Raw genomic sequence first — 16,541 nt, forward strand, 5'->3', positions numbered from 1 at the left:
GCCCCCATGTCCCCGCCCGACTCCCCGCCCCTGGTCGAACTGCGCGACGTCACGAAGGCCTACGCCGAAGGCGACACCACGCGCGAGGTGCTCTCCGGCGTGCGGCTCTCCCTGCGCCGGGGCGAGTTCGTGGTGCTGCTGGGGCGCAGCGGATCGGGCAAGTCCACGCTGCTCAACCTCATCAGCGGCATCGACCTGGCCAGCCAGGGCGAGGTCCGCGTGGACGGCCGCGACCTGGGACGGCTCGACGAGCGCGAGCGCACGCTGCTGCGGCGCGAGCGCATCGGCTTCATCTTTCAGGCCTTCAACCTGCTCCCCACGCTGACGGTGGAGGAGAACGTGCGGCTGCCGCTGGAGCTCAACGGCCACGGCGGCGCGGAGGCCAGCGCCCGCGCGCGGGCGCTGCTGGAGCAGGTGGGCCTGGGCGCCCGGGCCCGCAGCTTCCCGGACCGGCTGTCCGGCGGCGAGCAGCAGCGCGTGGCGGTGGCCCGCGCGCTGGCCCATGAGCCGCCGCTGCTGCTGGCGGACGAGCCCACCGGCAACCTCGACGAGGGCACGGGGCGGCAGGTGCTGGATTTGCTGGAGGCGCTGACGCGCAAGGGCAACACCTGCGCGCTCGTCGTCACCCACGAGCCCGGCCTGGTGGCCCGCGCCCACCGCGTCCTGAAGATGGAGGACGGCCGGCTGGTGGAGGTGGAGCACACGCCCGCCCACGCCGTGGCCCTGAAGGAGGCGCTGTGAAGGGGCTGCTGGTCCGCTCCAGCCTGCGTCACCTGGGCCGCCACCCGTGGCTGACGGCCCTGTCGCTGCTGGGCATCGCGCTGGGCGTGGCGGTGGTGGTGTCCATCGACCTGGCCAGCGGCAGCGCCCTGCGCGCCTTCGAGCGCTCCACGGACGCGGTGGCCGGGCGCGCCACGCACCAGCTCGTGGGCGGCGCCACGGGCGTGCCGGAGTCGGTGTACCAGGCGCTGCGCGTGCGCCCCGGCGCCCCCGTGGCCGCGCCCGTGGTGGAGGGCTACGTCCAGGCGGCGGTGGGCGACAAGCGCACCCTCACCGTGCTGGGCGTGGACCCCTTCGCGGAAGCGCCGTTCCGCGACTACGCCCGAGGCGAAGCGGTGGGCAACGTGAGCGCGCTGCTCACCGAGCCGGGCGCGGTGATGCTGAGCGCCCGCGCCGCGCGCGCCCTGGGCCTGTCCACCGGCGACGCGCTGCCCGTGCGCCTGGAGGGCCTGGAGAAGTCGCTGCGCGTGGTGGGCCTGCTGGAGCCCGGAGACGAGGACACCGCGCGGGCCCTGGAGGCGCTGGTGCTCATGGACGTGTCCAGCGCGCAGGAGCTGCTGGGGCACACCGGCCGGCTGTCGCGCGTGGACCTGCGGCTGACGGGCGGCGCTGAACAGGAGCAGGCGCTGGCGGCCACGCTGCCGCCAGGGCTGGAGCTGGTGCGCGCCGCCGCGCGGGCGGGCACGGTGGAGCAGATGACGCGGGCCTTCCGCACCAACCTCACCGCGCTGTCGCTGCTGGCGCTCGTGGTGGGGATGTTCCTCATCTACAACACCATGACGTTCTCCGTGGTGCAGCGGCGCGGGCTGCTGGGCCGCCTGCGCGCGGTGGGCATCACCCGCCGCGAGCTGTTCGCCCTGGTGCTGGGTGAGGCGGCCGTGCTGGGCGCGGTGGGGACCGTGGCGGGCCTGCTGTTGGGCGTGCTGCTGGCGCGCGGGCTGGTGGAGCTCGTCACCCAGACGCTCAATGACTTGTACTTCGTGGTGAGCGTGCGGCGGCTGGCGCTGGAGCCCTTCACCCTGTTCAAGGGCCTGGCGTTGGGGCTGGGCGCCACGCTGCTGGCCGCGCTGGTGCCCGCGTGGGAGGCGGCGCGCTCGCCGCCGGTGACGACGATGCGCAGGTCCACGTTGGAGGACGTGTCGCGCGGGCGGGCCCCTCGGCTCGCCGTGCTGGGGCTCGGGGTGCTGGCCGCCGGCGCCGCGCTGCTGCGCTGGCCCACCCAGGCGCTGCTGCCCGCGTATGGCGGCCTCTTCTCGGTGCTGCTGGGCGCGGCGCTGCTGGTGCCCTGGGCCACGCAGACGGTGGCCGCGCTGGCGGCGCGGCCCTTGGGCCTGGCCTTCGGCCTGCTGGGACGCATGGCCGCGCGCGGCGTGCACACCAGCCTCAGCCGCACGGCCGTGGCGCTGGCGGCGCTGATGGTGGCGGTGGCCACCACGGTGGGCGTGGGCCTCATGGTGTCCAGCTTCCGCGGCACGGTGGTGTCGTGGCTGGACACCTCGCTCCAGGCGGACGTGTTCATCTCCCCGCCCTCGCTGGTGGCGCGGCGCGGAGGCGCCACGCTGCTGCCCGGGCTGGCGGAGACGCTGCGGAGCACGCCGGGCGTCGCCGGCAGCAGCACCCTGCGCGTGGCGAGCGTGCGCGTGGACGGCGTGCCCACGGACCTGATGGCCGTTGACTTCTCGCGCACGCCAGTGCGGCCCTACACCTTCAAGCAGGGCGACGCCGCCACGGCGTGGCGCGAGCTGGAGTCGTCCCCGGACACGATTCTCGTCTCGGAGCCCTTCAGCTTCCACCGCGGCGTGGACGTGGGCGACACCGTGCGGCTGGCCACGGACCAGGGCCCGCGAGACTTGCGCGTGGTGGGCGTGTACTTCGACTACGGCTCCGACGTGGGCACGCTGCTGATGCCGCGCGCCACCTACGAGCGCTGGTTCGACGACCGGGGCGTCAGCGGCGTGGCGCTGTACGCGGCGCCCGGCCAGGACGTGGACGCGCTGGTGGCCTCGGTGCGCGAGCGCGCCGGAGACCGCCAGGCGCTGCTGGTGCGCGCCAACCGCTCGCTGCGGCAGGCGTCGCTGGAGGTCTTCGACCGCACCTTCACGATTACGCAGGTGCTGCGGCTGCTCGCCATCGGCGTGGCCTTCGTGGGCGTGCTGAGCGCGCTGATGGCGCTGCAACTGGAGCGGGCGCGGGAGTTCGCCGTGCTGCGCGCCACCGGGCTGACGCCGGAGCAGCTGTGGGGCCTGGTGTCGCTCCAGACGGGGCTCCTGGGGCTGCTGGCGGGGCTGTTCTCCGTGCCGCTGGGCGTGGGGCTGGCCTACGTGCTGGTGCACGTCATCAACCAGCGCTCCTTCGGGTGGACGCTGCAGCTCGCGCTGACGCCGGCGACGCTGGTGCAGGCCGTGGTGCTGGCGCTGGTGGCCTCGGCGCTGGCGGGCCTCTACCCCGCGTGGAAGATGGCGCGCGCCAACCCCGCGCTGGCGCTGCGGGAGGAGTGACACATGAGCAACGGCCGGGGACTCCTCGTGGGAACGGCGGTGGTGCTGGTGGGCCTTGCGGCCGCGGTGGTGGCCCTCACGCGCGAGCAGCCCCTGCCCGCGCCGCGCCAGGGCGGCACGCTGACGGTGGCCAGCGCCATGAGCGGCGGCACGGAGGGCTACGCGCGCGCGGTGGCGCCTCGCGACTTCAACTTCCCCGAGGACCACGGCCCGCATCCGGAGTACCGCACGGAGTGGTGGTACTGGACGGGAAATCTGGAAGCGGAGGACGGGCGCGCCTTCGGCTACCAGTTCACCCTGTTCCGCAACGCGCTGGCCCCCGAAACGGAGGGCGCGCCGCGTGACTCCGCCTGGGGCGCGCGGCAGGTGTACATGGGCCACTTCACGGTGACGGACGTGGCCGGTGGCACCTTCCACGCCTCGGAGCGCTTCAGCCGCGTGGCGCTGGGCCTGGCGGGCGCCACGGCGCGGCCCTTCAAGGTGTGGCTGGAGGACTGGGAGACGGCCAGCGTGGGCGCGTCCACCTGGCCCATGCGGCTGCGCGCGCGGTCGGACACGGTGGCGCTGGAGCTGCTGCTGGCGCCGGGCAAGCCGCCGGTGCTCCATGGCGAGCGGGGCTTGAGTCAGAAGAGCGCGGAGCGCGGCAACGCGTCCTACTACTACTCCATGACGCGCATGCCCTCGCGCGGCACGGTGAAGGTGGACGGGCGCACGTACACGGTGCGGGGCCAGAGCTGGATGGACCGCGAGTGGAGCACCAGCGCGCTCGGCCCGGACCAGGTGGGCTGGGACTGGTTCTCGCTCCAGCTCTCCGACGGCAGCGAGCTGATGTACTACCAGCTCCGCCACCGGGACGGCGCGCCGGACGCGTTCAGCTCCGGCCTGTGGGTGCCACCGGAAGGCGCGGGCGAGCCGGTGCACGTCGGCCGCGACGCCATGCGACTCACGGTGCTGGACACCTGGAAGAGCCCGCGCAGCGGCGGGGAGTACCCCTCACGTTGGCGCATGCAGGTGGACGCGCTGGGTCTGGACCTCACGGTGACGCCGCGCGTGGCGGACCAGGAGCTCCCCGTCACCGTGCGCTACTGGGAAGGCACGGTGGGCCTGGAGGGGACGCGCGCGGGCCAGCCCGTCTCGGGGCGTGGCTACGTGGAGCTGACGGGCTACGCGGACACGCCGGGGCCCCGGCGCCGGGAGTCCCGGACACGCGGGACACCGGATGTGGAAACCACGCAGCACCCCCGGTAGCCACGGGCGCCCGCGTGACACCCCGAATCTCGAACCCGGGGGCACCACGTTCGCCAACTCCAGACAGCAGGGCTCACCGGATGGCCAGGGCAAACGCTTTGCAGCCCGCCTGGATTGCCCAAACGTCCTCCGCAGTGGCACGAAGCAAGCTGGGGTCATCACCGGCGCGTGCCCGGTGGGAAAGGAAGCGGACCGTGCAAAGGCTACGAGCAGGCTTTCTGATTCGGGGCGTGGACGGCAGGCTGCGACACGGCAAGGCGCTCTTCTCGGGCCTAGCGTACTCCCTGAGGCACGACGGTACCCTGGATGGGCTGATGGCCGTCTCGGAGGGCGTCATCACCGGCCCCTCCAGCGACTGGCTCCCGCTGTCCGAAGGGGGGCTGCGCGTGAACAGCGCGCTGCTGGAGCTGCCCGAGGACTACGGTCCCCGCCTCTTCCAGGGCCGGCCCTTCACGGGCGTCGCCTATGCCTTCACCCGCAGCGGCTACTGCACCTCCGAAATCGAATACGCGGGCGGCTTCGCCACCGAGGTGGCCGAGCGGCGCTGGTACATCTCCGGACAGCCCAAGATGCGCGTGGACGGCGGTGAATACACGTCGTGGTTCCCGGACGGGCGCATCCAGCGCCGGGGCTCGAAGGGCGAGCTGGTGTACGGCCTCAACACCCGGGACGACGGCCACCTGCGCGAGCTGGTGCTGCGGGACGCGAGCCTCCTGGACATGGAGATGCTCAGCGCGCTGACGCCCACCGAGGACTTCCAGATGCTCGGCGGCGCCGTGGACACGGCCATGCTGCACACGCTGCGGGAGCAGACGGACATCGGCGCCGTGCCCAAGCTCCGGCTGGTGCAGACGCGCGTGAGCGCGGCGGGCGTTGAAATCCTGGCCGCCTTCAAGAACCTCCGGGAGGTGTGGTTCGACGGCAACCCCGGCCTGGGGCTCCAGGAGGCGCGGAAGCTCGAGCGGCTCCGTCCCGGCTGCGTGGCGCACCACGTGGACCCGGACGCGCTCCCGCATCTGCGCAGGCCGCGCGCCCTGGCCTCCGCGGACAGCGGACACGGGGCCCGCTCCCGAGGGTGAGGCGTCCGGCTTCTCCCCGAGGGCAGCGCGGAGCCCACTCGGCCGCCCCGGCCACCCACCCGCGGCGCACGGCCCGCCACGCACCCCCTGGCACCCTGCTTGCCTCTGGAGTCATGGACGCGAAGTGACGCGTTCAAGGACAGACGCCGGAGGCGGACGCAGGTATGAGAAGACTTGAACGGGGCAAGTGGTGGGTGGGCCTGCTCGGCCTGGCGTTGTTGATGAGCTGTCACGGCGGAGACCAGCTCCAGGCGCCGCCATCCACGGACGATGGGATTGGCGACGAAGACGAGCCACCACCGCCCGAGCAGCCCGGGGACCCACCGCCGGTGGGCGGGGAGGTCCCGGACTCGGGGACGCCAGTGGACCCGCCACCGCCGCCCGACGCGGGCCTGCCCGACGGCGGCCCCGTGGGCGACGGCACGCCCATTCCTCCGGACAGCGCGAGCTGGCGCTTCTGGGGTCCGGACGAAGGCGGCCCCCGCGAGGTGCTGGGCGTCACCCAGGACGAGGGCGGCAACCTCTGGGTCGCGGGCGGCGAGGACGGCCTGTGCCTGCTGCGTCCGGACGCCACCCGCCTGCGCTGCTACACGATGGCGGACGGGCTGAAGCCCTGGGCCCCGTGGAAGGGCAAGGACCCGGCGCCCGAGGCCCGCTACCTGAAGGTCCTCTCGGTGACGGGCGGCCCGGCGGGCACGGTGTTCGTCGGCTACGAGGGCCGGGCCAACTGCGAGAGCGAGTTCTACAAGGCCCCGGGCGTGTTCGAGGACCCCGCCATCTTCAAGAGCGGTGACGCGGACCGGGTGGAGCTCCAGGCGGACGGGACGCTGCGCGTGGTGCACTACGACATCCACTCGCCCGCGCACTCGGTGCCCGGCTATGGCCACCGGGAGAAGCTCTGCACGGTGAACCGCATCATCTGGGACAAGGCGCGCGACAGCCTGTGGTTCGCGTCCAACCACGGCCTGGCGTGGGGCGAGCCCGACTACCAGGGCGGCGAGGCGTGCTCCAACCCGGAGGTCGTCGCCGCCAACGAATGGGTCTACGCGGGCGGCGAGAAGCGCCAGCGCTGCAAGTTCGGCGTCATGGAGCACGTCCACCCGGCCATCGCCATGGGCGACAGCACCACCAGCGAGGACAGCCGGCTCGCCGGAGACGTCTGGGGCGTGGCGGTGCGGCCCGACGGCGACGTCTGGCTGGGCACGCACATCCGGACCACGCGGTTCAAGATCATGACCAACGCCGTGGGCCACGAAGGCACCGGCGCCCCGTGGAACTTCGAGGCGGCGCGCAAGCAGAGCGAGGAGAAGAAGCACGTCGCCAACCGCATCGACCTGTGGCCGGACGCCGTGGCCGAACCGCAGTTCCCCACCCACGCGCAGCGCAAGGACGACCTGGTGAGCGAGCTGGTGCTGATGCCGGACGGCACCCTCTGGGTGTCCAGCTTCGCGTGGGGCCTGGCGAAGCTGAACGACGCGGGCATGGTGACGGGCTACCTGCTGGAGGGCGAAGGCGACCGCAACATCACCTCGCTGGAGCGGGACCCGCGCGACGGCAGCCTCTGGATTGGCCACCGCTGGGGCAAGGGCCTGCGGCGCATGCACCGCGAGGGGGAGTTCGTCGTCCACAACCCGGCGCTCGGTGGGCGGGCGGCCCTGCCCGTCTGGGACATCCAGGCGGTGGGCGGCGGGGACGGCCGCAAGGTGCTGGTGGCCTTCAGCGCCCAGCGGGACGCGGCGGGCGCCATCGTCCGGCCCGGCGCCATCGGCGTCTACAGCGGCAAGTAGGCGGACCGCCTGGCTGCCTCCCGTGCCAGCCAGGGGCGCGGGAGGCACTTCCTCCGGCCAGGGCTGCCCCGGGCGACAGGAAGCGTCAACTTGAGGTCACTCCGCTCCCGCGGGGCGTCCCCGCCCTGCCGGGGGCATTCAACGCATTGACGGTCAGAGGAGCCACCATGTCGCTACTGGACAACATCTTGGGGAATCGTCGCAGCTCGGGCTTCGGTGGATGGAGCCGTGGCCGCGGCCGGTATGGGTCCGGCCGCCGGGGCCTCGGCGGCTACGGCCGGGGCCGGTCGTCTGGCGGCCTGTTGGGCGGCTCGCTGGGCCGCATGGCCCTGGGCGGGCTGGCCGCGTTCGGCCTCCGCAAGGTGCTCGGCAACCGGCGCCAACACGGCTACTAGCGGCGGCGCCGGGCAGGAAGCACGCCTGCCCGGCCCCTCCCCTGGAGTAGGGTCCCTCCCCGTTGGCATCCACCATAGGGAGGGCACACCCCATGCCGAAGGCGAAGTACGTCCTGGCCCTGGACCAGGGCACCACTGGAACGCACGTCTCCATCCTCGACACGAAGCTGCGGGTGGTGGGCCGCTCCTACAAGGAGTTCACCCAGTACTTTCCCAAGCCCTCCTGGGTGGAGCATGACCTGGAGGAAATCTGGGCCAGCAGCGAATGGTGTATCGCCCGGGCGCTGAAGAACGCCGGCCTGCGCGGGGGTGACATCGCCGCCATCGGCATCACCAACCAGCGCGAGACGACGGGCCTGTGGATGCGCGGCAGCGGCCAGCCGCTGTCCCACGCCATCGTCTGGCAGGACCGCCGCACCGCCGACCAGTGCCGCCGGCTCAAGGAGCAGGGCGTGGAGCCGCGCGTGCGCGAGGTGACGGGCCTGGTCGTGGACCCGTACTTCTCCGGCACCAAGCTCACGTGGATGTTCGACCACCTGAAGGGCGCGCGCGCCAAGGCGGAGAAGGGCGACGTGTGCTTCGGCACCATCGACACCTGGCTCGTCTACAAGCTCACCGGCGGCGCGGCGCACGTCACCGACGTGTCCAACGCCAGCCGCACCCTGCTGATGGACCTGACGACGCTCCAGTGGAGCGACGAGATGCGCGCCCTGCTGTCCGTGCCGGCCGCGTGCCTGCCGCAGATTCGCGGCTCCGCGGAGGTGTACGGCACCACGCGCGGCATGCGCAGCCTGCCGGACGGCATCCCCGTGGCGGGCATGGCGGGGGACCAGCAGTCCGCCCTCTTCGGCCAGGCCTGCTTCGAGCCCGGCGAGTCCAAGTGCACCTACGGCACCGGCGCCTTCCTGCTGATGAACACCGGCACGGAGCCGGTGCGCTCGTCGGCGGGCCTGCTCACCACCGTGGCGTGGCGGCTGGGCGGCACCGGCACCACCACATACGCGCTGGAGGGCAGCAGCTTCATCGCCGGCGCGGCGGTGCAGTGGATGCGGGATGGCCTCAAGGTCATCAAGCGCGCGCCGGACATCGAGGCGCTGGCCGCCAGCGTGAAGGACTCCGGGGACGTCGTCTTCGTGCCCGCGCTGGCCGGCCTGGGCGCGCCGCACTGGCGCCCGGAGGCGCGCGGCCTCTTCGCCGGCATCGACCGCTCCACCACCGTGGCCCACATGGCGCGCGCGGTGCTGGAGGGCATCGCGCTGCAGATTCACGACCTGGCGGAGGCCATGCGCCGCGACAGCGGGCGGGACATCCCCGTCTTCAAGGCGGACGGCGGCGCGGCGGCCAACAACCTCCTGATGCAGTTCCAGGCGGACGTGCTGGGCGTGCCGCTGGTGCGCCCGCGCAACCTGGAGACCACGAGCCTGGGCGCGGCCTTCCTGGGCGGCCTGGGCGCGGGCATCTGGGACAGCCCGGACGCCATCCGCCGCGCGTGGAAGGCGGACAAGACGTTCAAGCCGAAGATGAAGGCGGACGCCCGCGAGCGGCACCTGGCCAAGTGGAAGCGGGCCGTGGAGCGCGCGTGAGGCGGGCGCCCCAGGCCCTCCGGCTGCTGGCGGCGCTGCTGGCGCTGGGCACGGGCGTGGGGTGTCCCCCGAGGGGCCCCTGCACGGAGCCCCCGCCACCGCCCCTCTTCGAGGGCGCGATGTTCGCCGTGGGCCAGCCGCTGGAGCTCACCATCGACGGTGTCTTCAGCAGCTGCGCCACCGCGCAGGAGGACCGGGCGCAATCCGTCACCGTGGAGGTGAAGGACCCGCTGAACCGCGTGGTCCCCGCCACCGCGGAGCTGACGGCGAGGGGCGGGTCCGCCATCGTGCGCTTCACCCCGGAGCAGACGGGGCGCTACCACCTCGTCGTCTCCTTCGCGCCGGTGGGCAGCGTCCGGCAGTCCGTCCTCCACGTGATGGAGGACCAGCGCGCCAAGGCCCCCCTGGCGGAGTTCTCCACCGTGGTGGAGTGCCTCTCCGTGGACCGGACCGCGTCGGGGACGTGGCTGTGCGGCAGCCAGGCGCTGCGCGGACCGGACGCGGAGCCGCAACCCCTGGGTGACTACTTCGCGCCCACCGTCGTGGCCGGAGACGTGGTGTGGGTGACGGACAGCGTGCAGGTCCGCCGCCATGTCGACGAGGGCGACGGCCCGCTGCGCCTCTCCGCCTCCGCGCCCTTCCCCGCCACGGGCGCGCCCGCCAACGCGCCGCCCCACTCGCGGCTCGCCACCCCGGACGAGCTGCTGCTGCTGGATGAAGGCCACCTGCACCGCTATGCCTACTCGGAGGCCGAGGGGCTGCGCGCCATGGGCTCCGTCGCCGTCGCGGACACGGAGTACGCCACCTTCGAGGACCAGGTCTCCTCCCTGCTGGTGCGCGCGGGCTCGCGGGTGCTGGTGGCGCGCCTCACCGCGCTCCCGCCCCCCGAAGAGGGCCTGGTGGCCGAAGCCTGCCCCTTCCAGGTGAACGCCGCGGGCGCGCCGGAGGCCGTCCCGGACGAGCCGTGCCACCGCGTCCCGGGCGTGCTCGCGGGGCTCGAGGAGGGCGTGCTGTGGACGCACGTCACGCGGGACGCCGGGCACAGCGAGCTGCTCCGGTACTCGGCGGCCAGCGGGCGCCTGGTCCTGGAAGGCGTCCTGCCGGTGGACGCCCCCTTCCAGTCGCAGACGCTCCGCATCCGTCAAGGCCCCGGACTCCCGCTGGTCTTCTCGACCCACCGCGCCGAGAACCGCTACGCGGCGCCCCAGTGGCGCGCGGACACAGGCACCGTCGTCCCGGTGATTCAGCCCGCCCCCAGCGACCGCCAACCGCCCCGCGTCGGGGGGCGATACATGTGGCTGGAACACTGGAACACGCTTTATGGCGTGACAGTGTATTCGCACCCGTCCACCCCTTGACGATGGACGGCGGGTGTCTTCCCTCGGGCCCGGGAGCGGGTAGAAAGGCGGCCATGGCTTCCAGACCCACGCTGCTCGCACCCGAGGCGCTCCAGTCCTTCCTCTCGCAGCACCCCGAGTGGAAGCACGAGGACGGGATGATTCGCCGCACCTATGAAGCCCCCACCTTCCTGGCGGGCATCGCCTTCGTGGAGCAGGTGGCCCAGGCGGCGGAGAAGGCGGACCACCACCCGGACATCGACATCCGCTGGCGCAAGGTGACGCTGGCGCTCGTCACGCATGACGCCGGGGGCCTCACCGACCGGGACACCGCGCTGGCCGCCGAGGCGGACCGGCTCTTCACGGAGGCCACGCGCGCGCGGTGAGTGCTTCCGGGTGGGTGGCGCGTCCGGAGGGACGCGGTGGCGGGGGGTGGAAGGCGCTCGGGTGCGCGCTGATGCTGTGCACAGCCTCCGCGGCGCGGGCGCAGGAGACGCCTCCGCCGCTGGAGCCGCGTCCGGAGCGGCTGTACCTCAACCCCGGCGCGCTGCTGGGCTCCGCGCGCATGGTCGCCATGGGCGGCGCGTACGTGGGCATCGCCGAGGGCGCCGCGGGGCTGCCCAGCAACCTGGCCTCGCTGGCGCACCGGGGGCCGGCCCTGGAGAAGGACTGGGATTTGGGCGTCACCCTGTCCTGGCTGGATTTGCCCTTCACCGGCTCGCGCAAGCGGGACGTGGACAACGACGGCAAGCCCGACGAGTCCCACGACAGCCGGCAGCTCCTGGGCGGCCTGCTGCTCCAGTACAAGCGCTTCGGCATCGGCTTCGCGATGCGCAACAGCGTGGTGTCCTACTGCGCCACGGCCGCGTGCGCGGGGCCGAGCGAGCGCATCCGCGTGTCACTCACCCAGTCCGTGCTGGCGGGGGCCATGTCCTTCGGCCAGGACGACTTCATCCTGGCGCTGGGCATCTACGCGGCGCAGGCCTCCTTCCGCATGGATTCTGGCGGCACGGACCTGCGCTACGGCGACACCGGCGTGGCGGTGGACATCCTGTACCGGCCCCATGGGCGCCCGTGGCGCATGGGCGTGTCGGTGCGGCCCGAGGTGGTGGGCCACTGGCGGCGCGAGGAGGACCAGGTCCCGGAGCTGGCGGGGCGCACGCTCTTCGGCGCGGTGGTGTCGCCCGCCGTGCTGTCGGTGGGCGCGAGCTGGCGCTTCGGCGAGGGCGCGGAGCGCTACAACCGGCTGTCCCCCGCGGCGCGGCGGCAGCTCCTGGTGGAGGGTGACGCGCTGCCGGTGCCAGAGCAGGAGCCCCTGGAGGCGCCCGCCGGGCGGTGGCTCATCAGCGCCCAGGTGGACCTCATCTCCAGCGTGGACAACGCGGTGCCCGCGCGCGTCTTCGCGTCCACGGCGGACGAGGCCCGGGTGGGCAAGGGCACCGCCTTCGCGCCGCGCATCGGCGTGGAGCATGACACGGTGCCGGGCATGATTCGGCTGCGGGCCGGCGCGTACGCGGAGCCGTCCCCCTTCGACAACCGCCCCGCCCGGCCCCACGTCACCGGCGGCTTCGAGGTGTTCGTCTTCCGCTACTGGGAGGACTGGGCCGTGACGGCCTCCTTCGACCTGGCGCGCCGCTACACCAACGTGGGCCTCTCCGTGGGCTTCTGGCGCTGAGCCGCGAGGGCACCCGGCGCCACGGCCACGGCACTCCAGGCCCCTGACGGGGAACCGGCGGTGCCACCCACGGGGGGACAGTTCCCACCGTCAGCGCGGCCGCCGCGCGCATCCGGGCGGCCAGGCAGGCAGACGCCCCGGTGGGTGTTGCTGACACAGTCACGCATGCCGACCCTCCCCTGGGCGGAGCGGGGGGACTTCATGCACCTTGGGTGGAGATGGGTCCGGACCGTCGTGAGCGCGGCGGTGCTGGGTGGGGCGGGGCTGGGATTGGGCTGTGGGGGTGGAGGCTCCAGCGGGCTCCCCGACGAGGAGGTCTGTACGGAGGACTGTGGCGCGCCTCCTGGGGAGGCGCCGACGAACCCGGAGACACCACCGGGAGGACAGCCGCCCGGCGTGCCACCGCCGCCACCGCGCCCCCCCCCACCGCCCGTGGGACCGGGCGGGACGGTGTGGCTGCAACGCGAGGGCACGCCCCAGGACGACCTGGCGCTGGGCGCGGCGGTGGATGCCAGTGGCGACATCCTCACGTTGTCGCTTCACGACCTCGACGACCTGGACAGCCTCCAGCCCACGGACAACCGGGCGAAGCTGGTGCTGACGCGGCGCGCGCCCACGGGGGAGACGCGCTGGCAGAAGGCCTTCGACGTGCGGGCCGCGGAGGCGCCGCCAGAGCTGCGCGCGTTCGTCCGGGGGCGCATCGCCGCGGACCCGGCGGGCGGCACCGTCCTGGCGGGGACCGCGCAGGGCATCGTGGACTTCCTCACCCACAAGCTGGGGGACGGCACCTTCGTGGTCCGGATGGACGCGGACGGCAACGTCCTGTGGACGAACACACCCTCCGGCGCCGGGCTCACGGTGGCCGACGTGGCGGTGGATGCCCAGGGGCGGACGCTGGTCGCCTTCAACGCGCCAGGCGGCACGGACTTCGGCAACGGCGTCAGCGGCTCCGGCGCGGTGGTGGTGACGTACACGCGCGACGGGCTGGCCGAGTCCGCCCTGCCGGTGGGCGGTGGTGGCCAGGTGGAGCTCACCTCGCTGGCGGTGGACGGTGCCGGCCGCATGGCGGTGGGCGGCCGTTACGAGGACTCGGCGCGCTTCGGTGGCCAGCAGGTGGGCGCCGCCGAGGGCGGCAGTCCCTTCATCGCGCTCTATCAACAGGGCGCGCTGACCTGGACCAAGGCGATGGGCCGGGCGCAGGGCACCGTGCGCGACGTGGGGATGGATGGCGAGGGCACGGTGGTGGCCACGGGCCCCTTCCTGGGCACCGTGGGCTGGGGCGACGTGCAGGTGCCGGGGCACGCGTTCCGGGAGACGCCCTTCCTCGTCTCCGCCAGGGCGGACGGCCAGGAGACGTGGGCCAAGGGCCTGGGAGACGGGGTCCAGGTGGACGCGCTGGCGCTGGCGCCTTCCGGTGAGGTGGTGGCGGGGGGCTTCACCTACAACCGCATCGAGGACGGGGTGGCGGGCCAGGACGGCATGGGCTCGGCGCAGCCGGTGGCCCTGCGCTACGACGCGGCCGGGACGTGGCTCCTCACGACGATGTACCTGTCGGCCCCGCCCCAGCCGCGGGGCGAGCTGTATGGCCTGGATGGCCTTCCCTCCATGGGCGTGCTGCCCGACGGAGACTTCTTCCTCTTCGGCCACTCGGACCGGGAGACCGACTTCGGCACCGGGCGCCAGAGCACCTCGCGCGGCGATGTCTTCCTGCTGCGCATGAAGCGCTGAGCCCTGAAAATGCCAAGGGCCATGGGAGCACAGCCCCCATGGCCCCTTGGTGCATGCCGTCGGAGCTCAGCGGCGCGTCGTGGTGCGCCGGGTGGACGACTTCCGGGCGCCACCGCGCGTGGTGGTGCTCCGCTTCGTCGCGGTGCCGCGCGTGCCCGGCTTGCGGGCAGTCCGTCCCGCCGTCCCCGTCTTCCGCGTGGTGGCCTTGCGCGCGCCACGGCCGGTGGCCCGGGTGGCGGACTTGCGCGTGGTGGACTTGCGGGTGGCCGTCTTGCCACGCGCCGGCGTCTTGGCGCGCGTGGTTCCGCGCTTGGTGGTGGCCTTGCGCGCGGACTTGCGCGTGCCGGCCGCGCGGGAAGCGCTCTTGCGCTTGGTGGCGGCGCGGCGCCGCGGCGTGGGCGGCAGGCCCGCCTCCGCCGGGGTCAGGGAGACATCGTCGGTCTGCTGCGGATTGACGGACTCGTTCGTCATTCAGTCGGCTCCGGTTGGGGAAGACTGCAGGCGATGCATGAGCAGGGTACGCCCATGCACGCCAGGACGTGTGCGGCGAAGGCACGCAGATGAACGACAGCGGACGAATGAGGTAGACCGCGCGCGGGCCTCCTGCCCTGCAGGGCAGGTTCCGCGCTGTGTCCTCGTCAGCCCGCGCCCTTGAGGAACGCGGCGAGCTTCTCGTACGCGTCCGCGAGCGGCGGGATGGGCGCGCTCTCGTTCGCCTGATGCGCCTGGGCCGTCTCACCGGGCCCGAAGTTGATGGCGTCCACGCCCCACTCGCCGAAGCGGGCCACGTCCGTCCACGCCTGCTTGGAGGCCGCGGGCAGGCCGGTGAGGGCCATCAGCTTCTGGAACAGCGGGTTGCCCGCCACCACGGGCCCGCTGGGCGACGCGTCGGTGAACTCCACCTCGGCGCGCCCGGCGACGAGCGCGTGCACGTCCGCCTTGGCCTGCGCGATGCTCTTGCCCGGCGCGAAGCGGTAGTTGAGGTTGAGCTCGAAGGCCTCGGGGATGACGTTGCGCGCGCGGCCGCCCTTGGCGAGCGTGGCGTTGATGACCTCGTAGAAGGGGAAGCCGGCGACGTTGACCTCCACGCGCTGGCGCCCGAGCAACTCCGCGAGGAGCGGGCCCGCCTTGTGGATGGCGTTCTCCCCCTGCCACGGCCGCGCCGAGTGCGCGCTGCGCCCGGTGAACCGCACCGTCACCTGCATGGAGCCGACGCAGCCCACCTGCACCACGCTGTCCGTGGGCTCCATGGCGATGCCGAACTTCACCTTCGCCAAATCGGGCCGCTTGTCGAACAGCGGGATGAGGCCGCTCTCCGCGTAGGCACCCTCCTCGCGCTCGTAGAAGAGGAAGGCCAGGTTCACCGGCAGGGTGTCCCGGCGCAGGTCCTCCGCGAGCGCCATCATCACCGCCAGCCCGCCCTTCATGTCCGAGGCGCCCAGCCCGAAGACGCGCTCGCCCTCGATGCGCGCCTCGCGGCCCGCGTCGCTGGGGTGCGCGGGCACCGTGTCCAGGTGCCCGATGAGGGCCACCGTGGGGCGCGGGTCCTCCAGCCGTCCGAGCAGCAACGTGTGCCCGACCCGGAACACCTCCTCCGGCTTGAAGTGATGGAGCGCCCAGCGCTCGACGTGGTCGGCGATGGGCCCCTCCTGGGTGATGGGGCTGGAGATGCGGCACAGCTCGAGCGTGGTGCGAGCCAGCCGCGTGGCGAGGTCGATGGAAGCCATACGCCTTCCACCATAACGCCGGGGCTCAGCCGTCCGCGAACGCTTCCTCGAAGCTCGTGGCGCCCTCCAGGATGGAGGCACACAGACACGCCGGGCCTTCAGGCAGCGCCGTGAAGCCATGCGCGCTGCCGTCCGTCTTCTCCAGCGCCTCGCCGGGCCAGACCTCGTGTCCGTCGTCCTCGCGGAAGCCGCCCTCCAGCACCAGGTTCCATTCGCGGCCATGGTGGGTGTGCCGGGGGTAGCGCACGCCGGGCTGGAGCCGGAGGATGGCGGCCATCGTCCCTTCCCGCGCGGGGCCCGGCTCCACCGGCATCAACTCCGAGCCCTCCACCGGCCCGGGCATCCACGCGGACGGGTCGCTCACCGCCTCCAGCAGCGCCAGCGCCCGCTCGCGCGGCAGGTCGAAGAAGGCCGCCACCCGGTCCGCGAAGCGGGCGAGCCGGCCGGGGCCCTCCATCTGGTCCATCAGCCGCGCCAGCACGGCGGGGGGTGGGACCACCAAGGACGCCAGCGCCGCATGGGTGGACACCAGCCGGTCCGCCATCGCCCGGCACCTCGCGCACGCCGCGAGGTGCTGTTCGACGGACGCCTGGGCCGGGGCCTCCAGCATCCCCAGGGCCCACTCGGGCAGGATGTCGTCCAGATGGTGCGCCATCGTCACGTTCCGTCCCGTCCCGTCACATGGCCTCTACGGCGCGCGCGGG

At 73.3% G+C, this 16,541-nt stretch carries 14 protein-coding genes; 11 read left to right on the plus strand and 3 right to left on the minus strand.

Annotated elements, in window-relative coordinates; translation table 11 throughout:
* Positions 1 to 6: 6 nt before the first annotated feature.
* From MYMAC_RS32590 to MYMAC_RS32640, 11 genes are all read left to right on the plus strand, one after another.
* A complete protein-coding gene (locus tag MYMAC_RS32590) occupies positions 7 to 741 on the plus strand; it encodes an ABC transporter ATP-binding protein (protein ID WP_095960886.1) in 735 nt (244 codons plus the stop codon).
* Positions 738 to 3,278, plus strand: a complete 2,541-nt coding sequence (locus MYMAC_RS32595) for an ABC transporter permease (protein WP_095960887.1) — start codon at positions 738 to 740, stop codon at positions 3,276 to 3,278. The genes MYMAC_RS32590 and MYMAC_RS32595 overlap by 4 nt, the downstream gene beginning before the upstream one ends.
* A 3-nt stretch (positions 3,279 to 3,281) precedes the next feature.
* Complete coding sequence (locus tag MYMAC_RS32600) at positions 3,282 to 4,526, plus strand: lipocalin-like domain-containing protein (RefSeq protein WP_095960888.1); 1,245 nt, start codon at positions 3,282 to 3,284, stop codon at positions 4,524 to 4,526.
* A 314-nt stretch (positions 4,527 to 4,840) separates the two neighbouring features.
* Complete coding sequence (locus tag MYMAC_RS32605) at positions 4,841 to 5,605, plus strand: hypothetical protein (protein WP_239989153.1); 765 nt, start codon at positions 4,841 to 4,843, stop codon at positions 5,603 to 5,605.
* Positions 5,606 to 5,769: 164 nt separating this feature from the next.
* Positions 5,770 to 7,392, plus strand: a complete 1,623-nt coding sequence (locus MYMAC_RS32610; RefSeq protein ID WP_095960889.1) for a ligand-binding sensor domain-containing protein — start codon at positions 5,770 to 5,772, stop codon at positions 7,390 to 7,392.
* 167 nt (positions 7,393 to 7,559) lie between these two features.
* The gene (locus MYMAC_RS32615; protein ID WP_043710150.1) at positions 7,560 to 7,787 is read left to right on the plus strand and encodes a hypothetical protein; all 228 of its coding nucleotides are present in this window, start codon (positions 7,560 to 7,562) and stop codon (positions 7,785 to 7,787) included.
* 92 nt (positions 7,788 to 7,879) lie between these two features.
* Complete coding sequence (gene glpK / locus MYMAC_RS32620) at positions 7,880 to 9,370, plus strand: glycerol kinase GlpK (RefSeq protein ID WP_095960890.1); 1,491 nt, start codon at positions 7,880 to 7,882, stop codon at positions 9,368 to 9,370.
* Positions 9,367 to 10,728: a hypothetical protein gene (locus MYMAC_RS32625; protein WP_204817117.1), complete on the plus strand. Its 1,362-nt coding sequence runs from the start codon at positions 9,367 to 9,369 to the stop codon at positions 10,726 to 10,728. The genes glpK and MYMAC_RS32625 overlap by 4 nt, the downstream gene beginning before the upstream one ends.
* A gap of 53 nt (positions 10,729 to 10,781) precedes the next feature.
* Positions 10,782 to 11,093, plus strand: coding sequence for a 4a-hydroxytetrahydrobiopterin dehydratase (locus tag MYMAC_RS32630; RefSeq protein ID WP_095960892.1), 312 nt, complete (start codon positions 10,782 to 10,784; stop codon positions 11,091 to 11,093).
* Positions 11,090 to 12,382 carry a hypothetical protein gene (locus MYMAC_RS32635; protein ID WP_095960893.1) on the plus strand — a complete coding sequence of 431 codons (1,293 nt, stop codon included), beginning with the start codon at positions 11,090 to 11,092 and terminating at the stop codon, positions 12,380 to 12,382. Before MYMAC_RS32630 ends, MYMAC_RS32635 begins: the two co-directional genes overlap by 4 nt.
* 450 nt (positions 12,383 to 12,832) lie before the next feature.
* Entirely contained in the window at positions 12,833 to 14,110 is a 1,278-nt protein-coding gene (locus MYMAC_RS32640; RefSeq protein WP_239989154.1) for a hypothetical protein, read from the plus strand.
* A 66-nt stretch (positions 14,111 to 14,176) separates the two neighbouring features.
* Here the strand turns inward: MYMAC_RS32640 and MYMAC_RS32645 are convergent, their stop codons facing one another.
* From MYMAC_RS32645 to MYMAC_RS32655, 3 genes are all read right to left on the minus strand, one after another.
* Positions 14,177 to 14,581: a cell envelope biogenesis protein TolA gene (locus tag MYMAC_RS32645; protein WP_095960895.1), complete on the minus strand. Its 405-nt coding sequence runs from the start codon at positions 14,579 to 14,581 to the stop codon at positions 14,177 to 14,179.
* A 167-nt stretch (positions 14,582 to 14,748) separates the two neighbouring features.
* On the minus strand, positions 14,749 to 15,837 hold the full coding sequence (gene dapE / locus MYMAC_RS32650) for a succinyl-diaminopimelate desuccinylase (RefSeq protein ID WP_095960896.1): 1,089 nt from the start codon (positions 15,835 to 15,837) through the stop codon (positions 14,749 to 14,751).
* A 25-nt stretch (positions 15,838 to 15,862) separates the two neighbouring features.
* Positions 15,863 to 16,492 carry a cupin domain-containing protein gene (locus tag MYMAC_RS32655; protein ID WP_095960897.1) on the minus strand — a complete coding sequence of 210 codons (630 nt, stop codon included), beginning with the start codon at positions 16,490 to 16,492 and terminating at the stop codon, positions 15,863 to 15,865.
* Between the last annotated feature and the right edge of the window lie 49 nt (positions 16,493 to 16,541).

Source organism: Corallococcus macrosporus DSM 14697, from assembly GCF_002305895.1.
Lineage (GTDB): Bacteria > Myxococcota > Myxococcia > Myxococcales > Myxococcaceae > Myxococcus > Myxococcus macrosporus.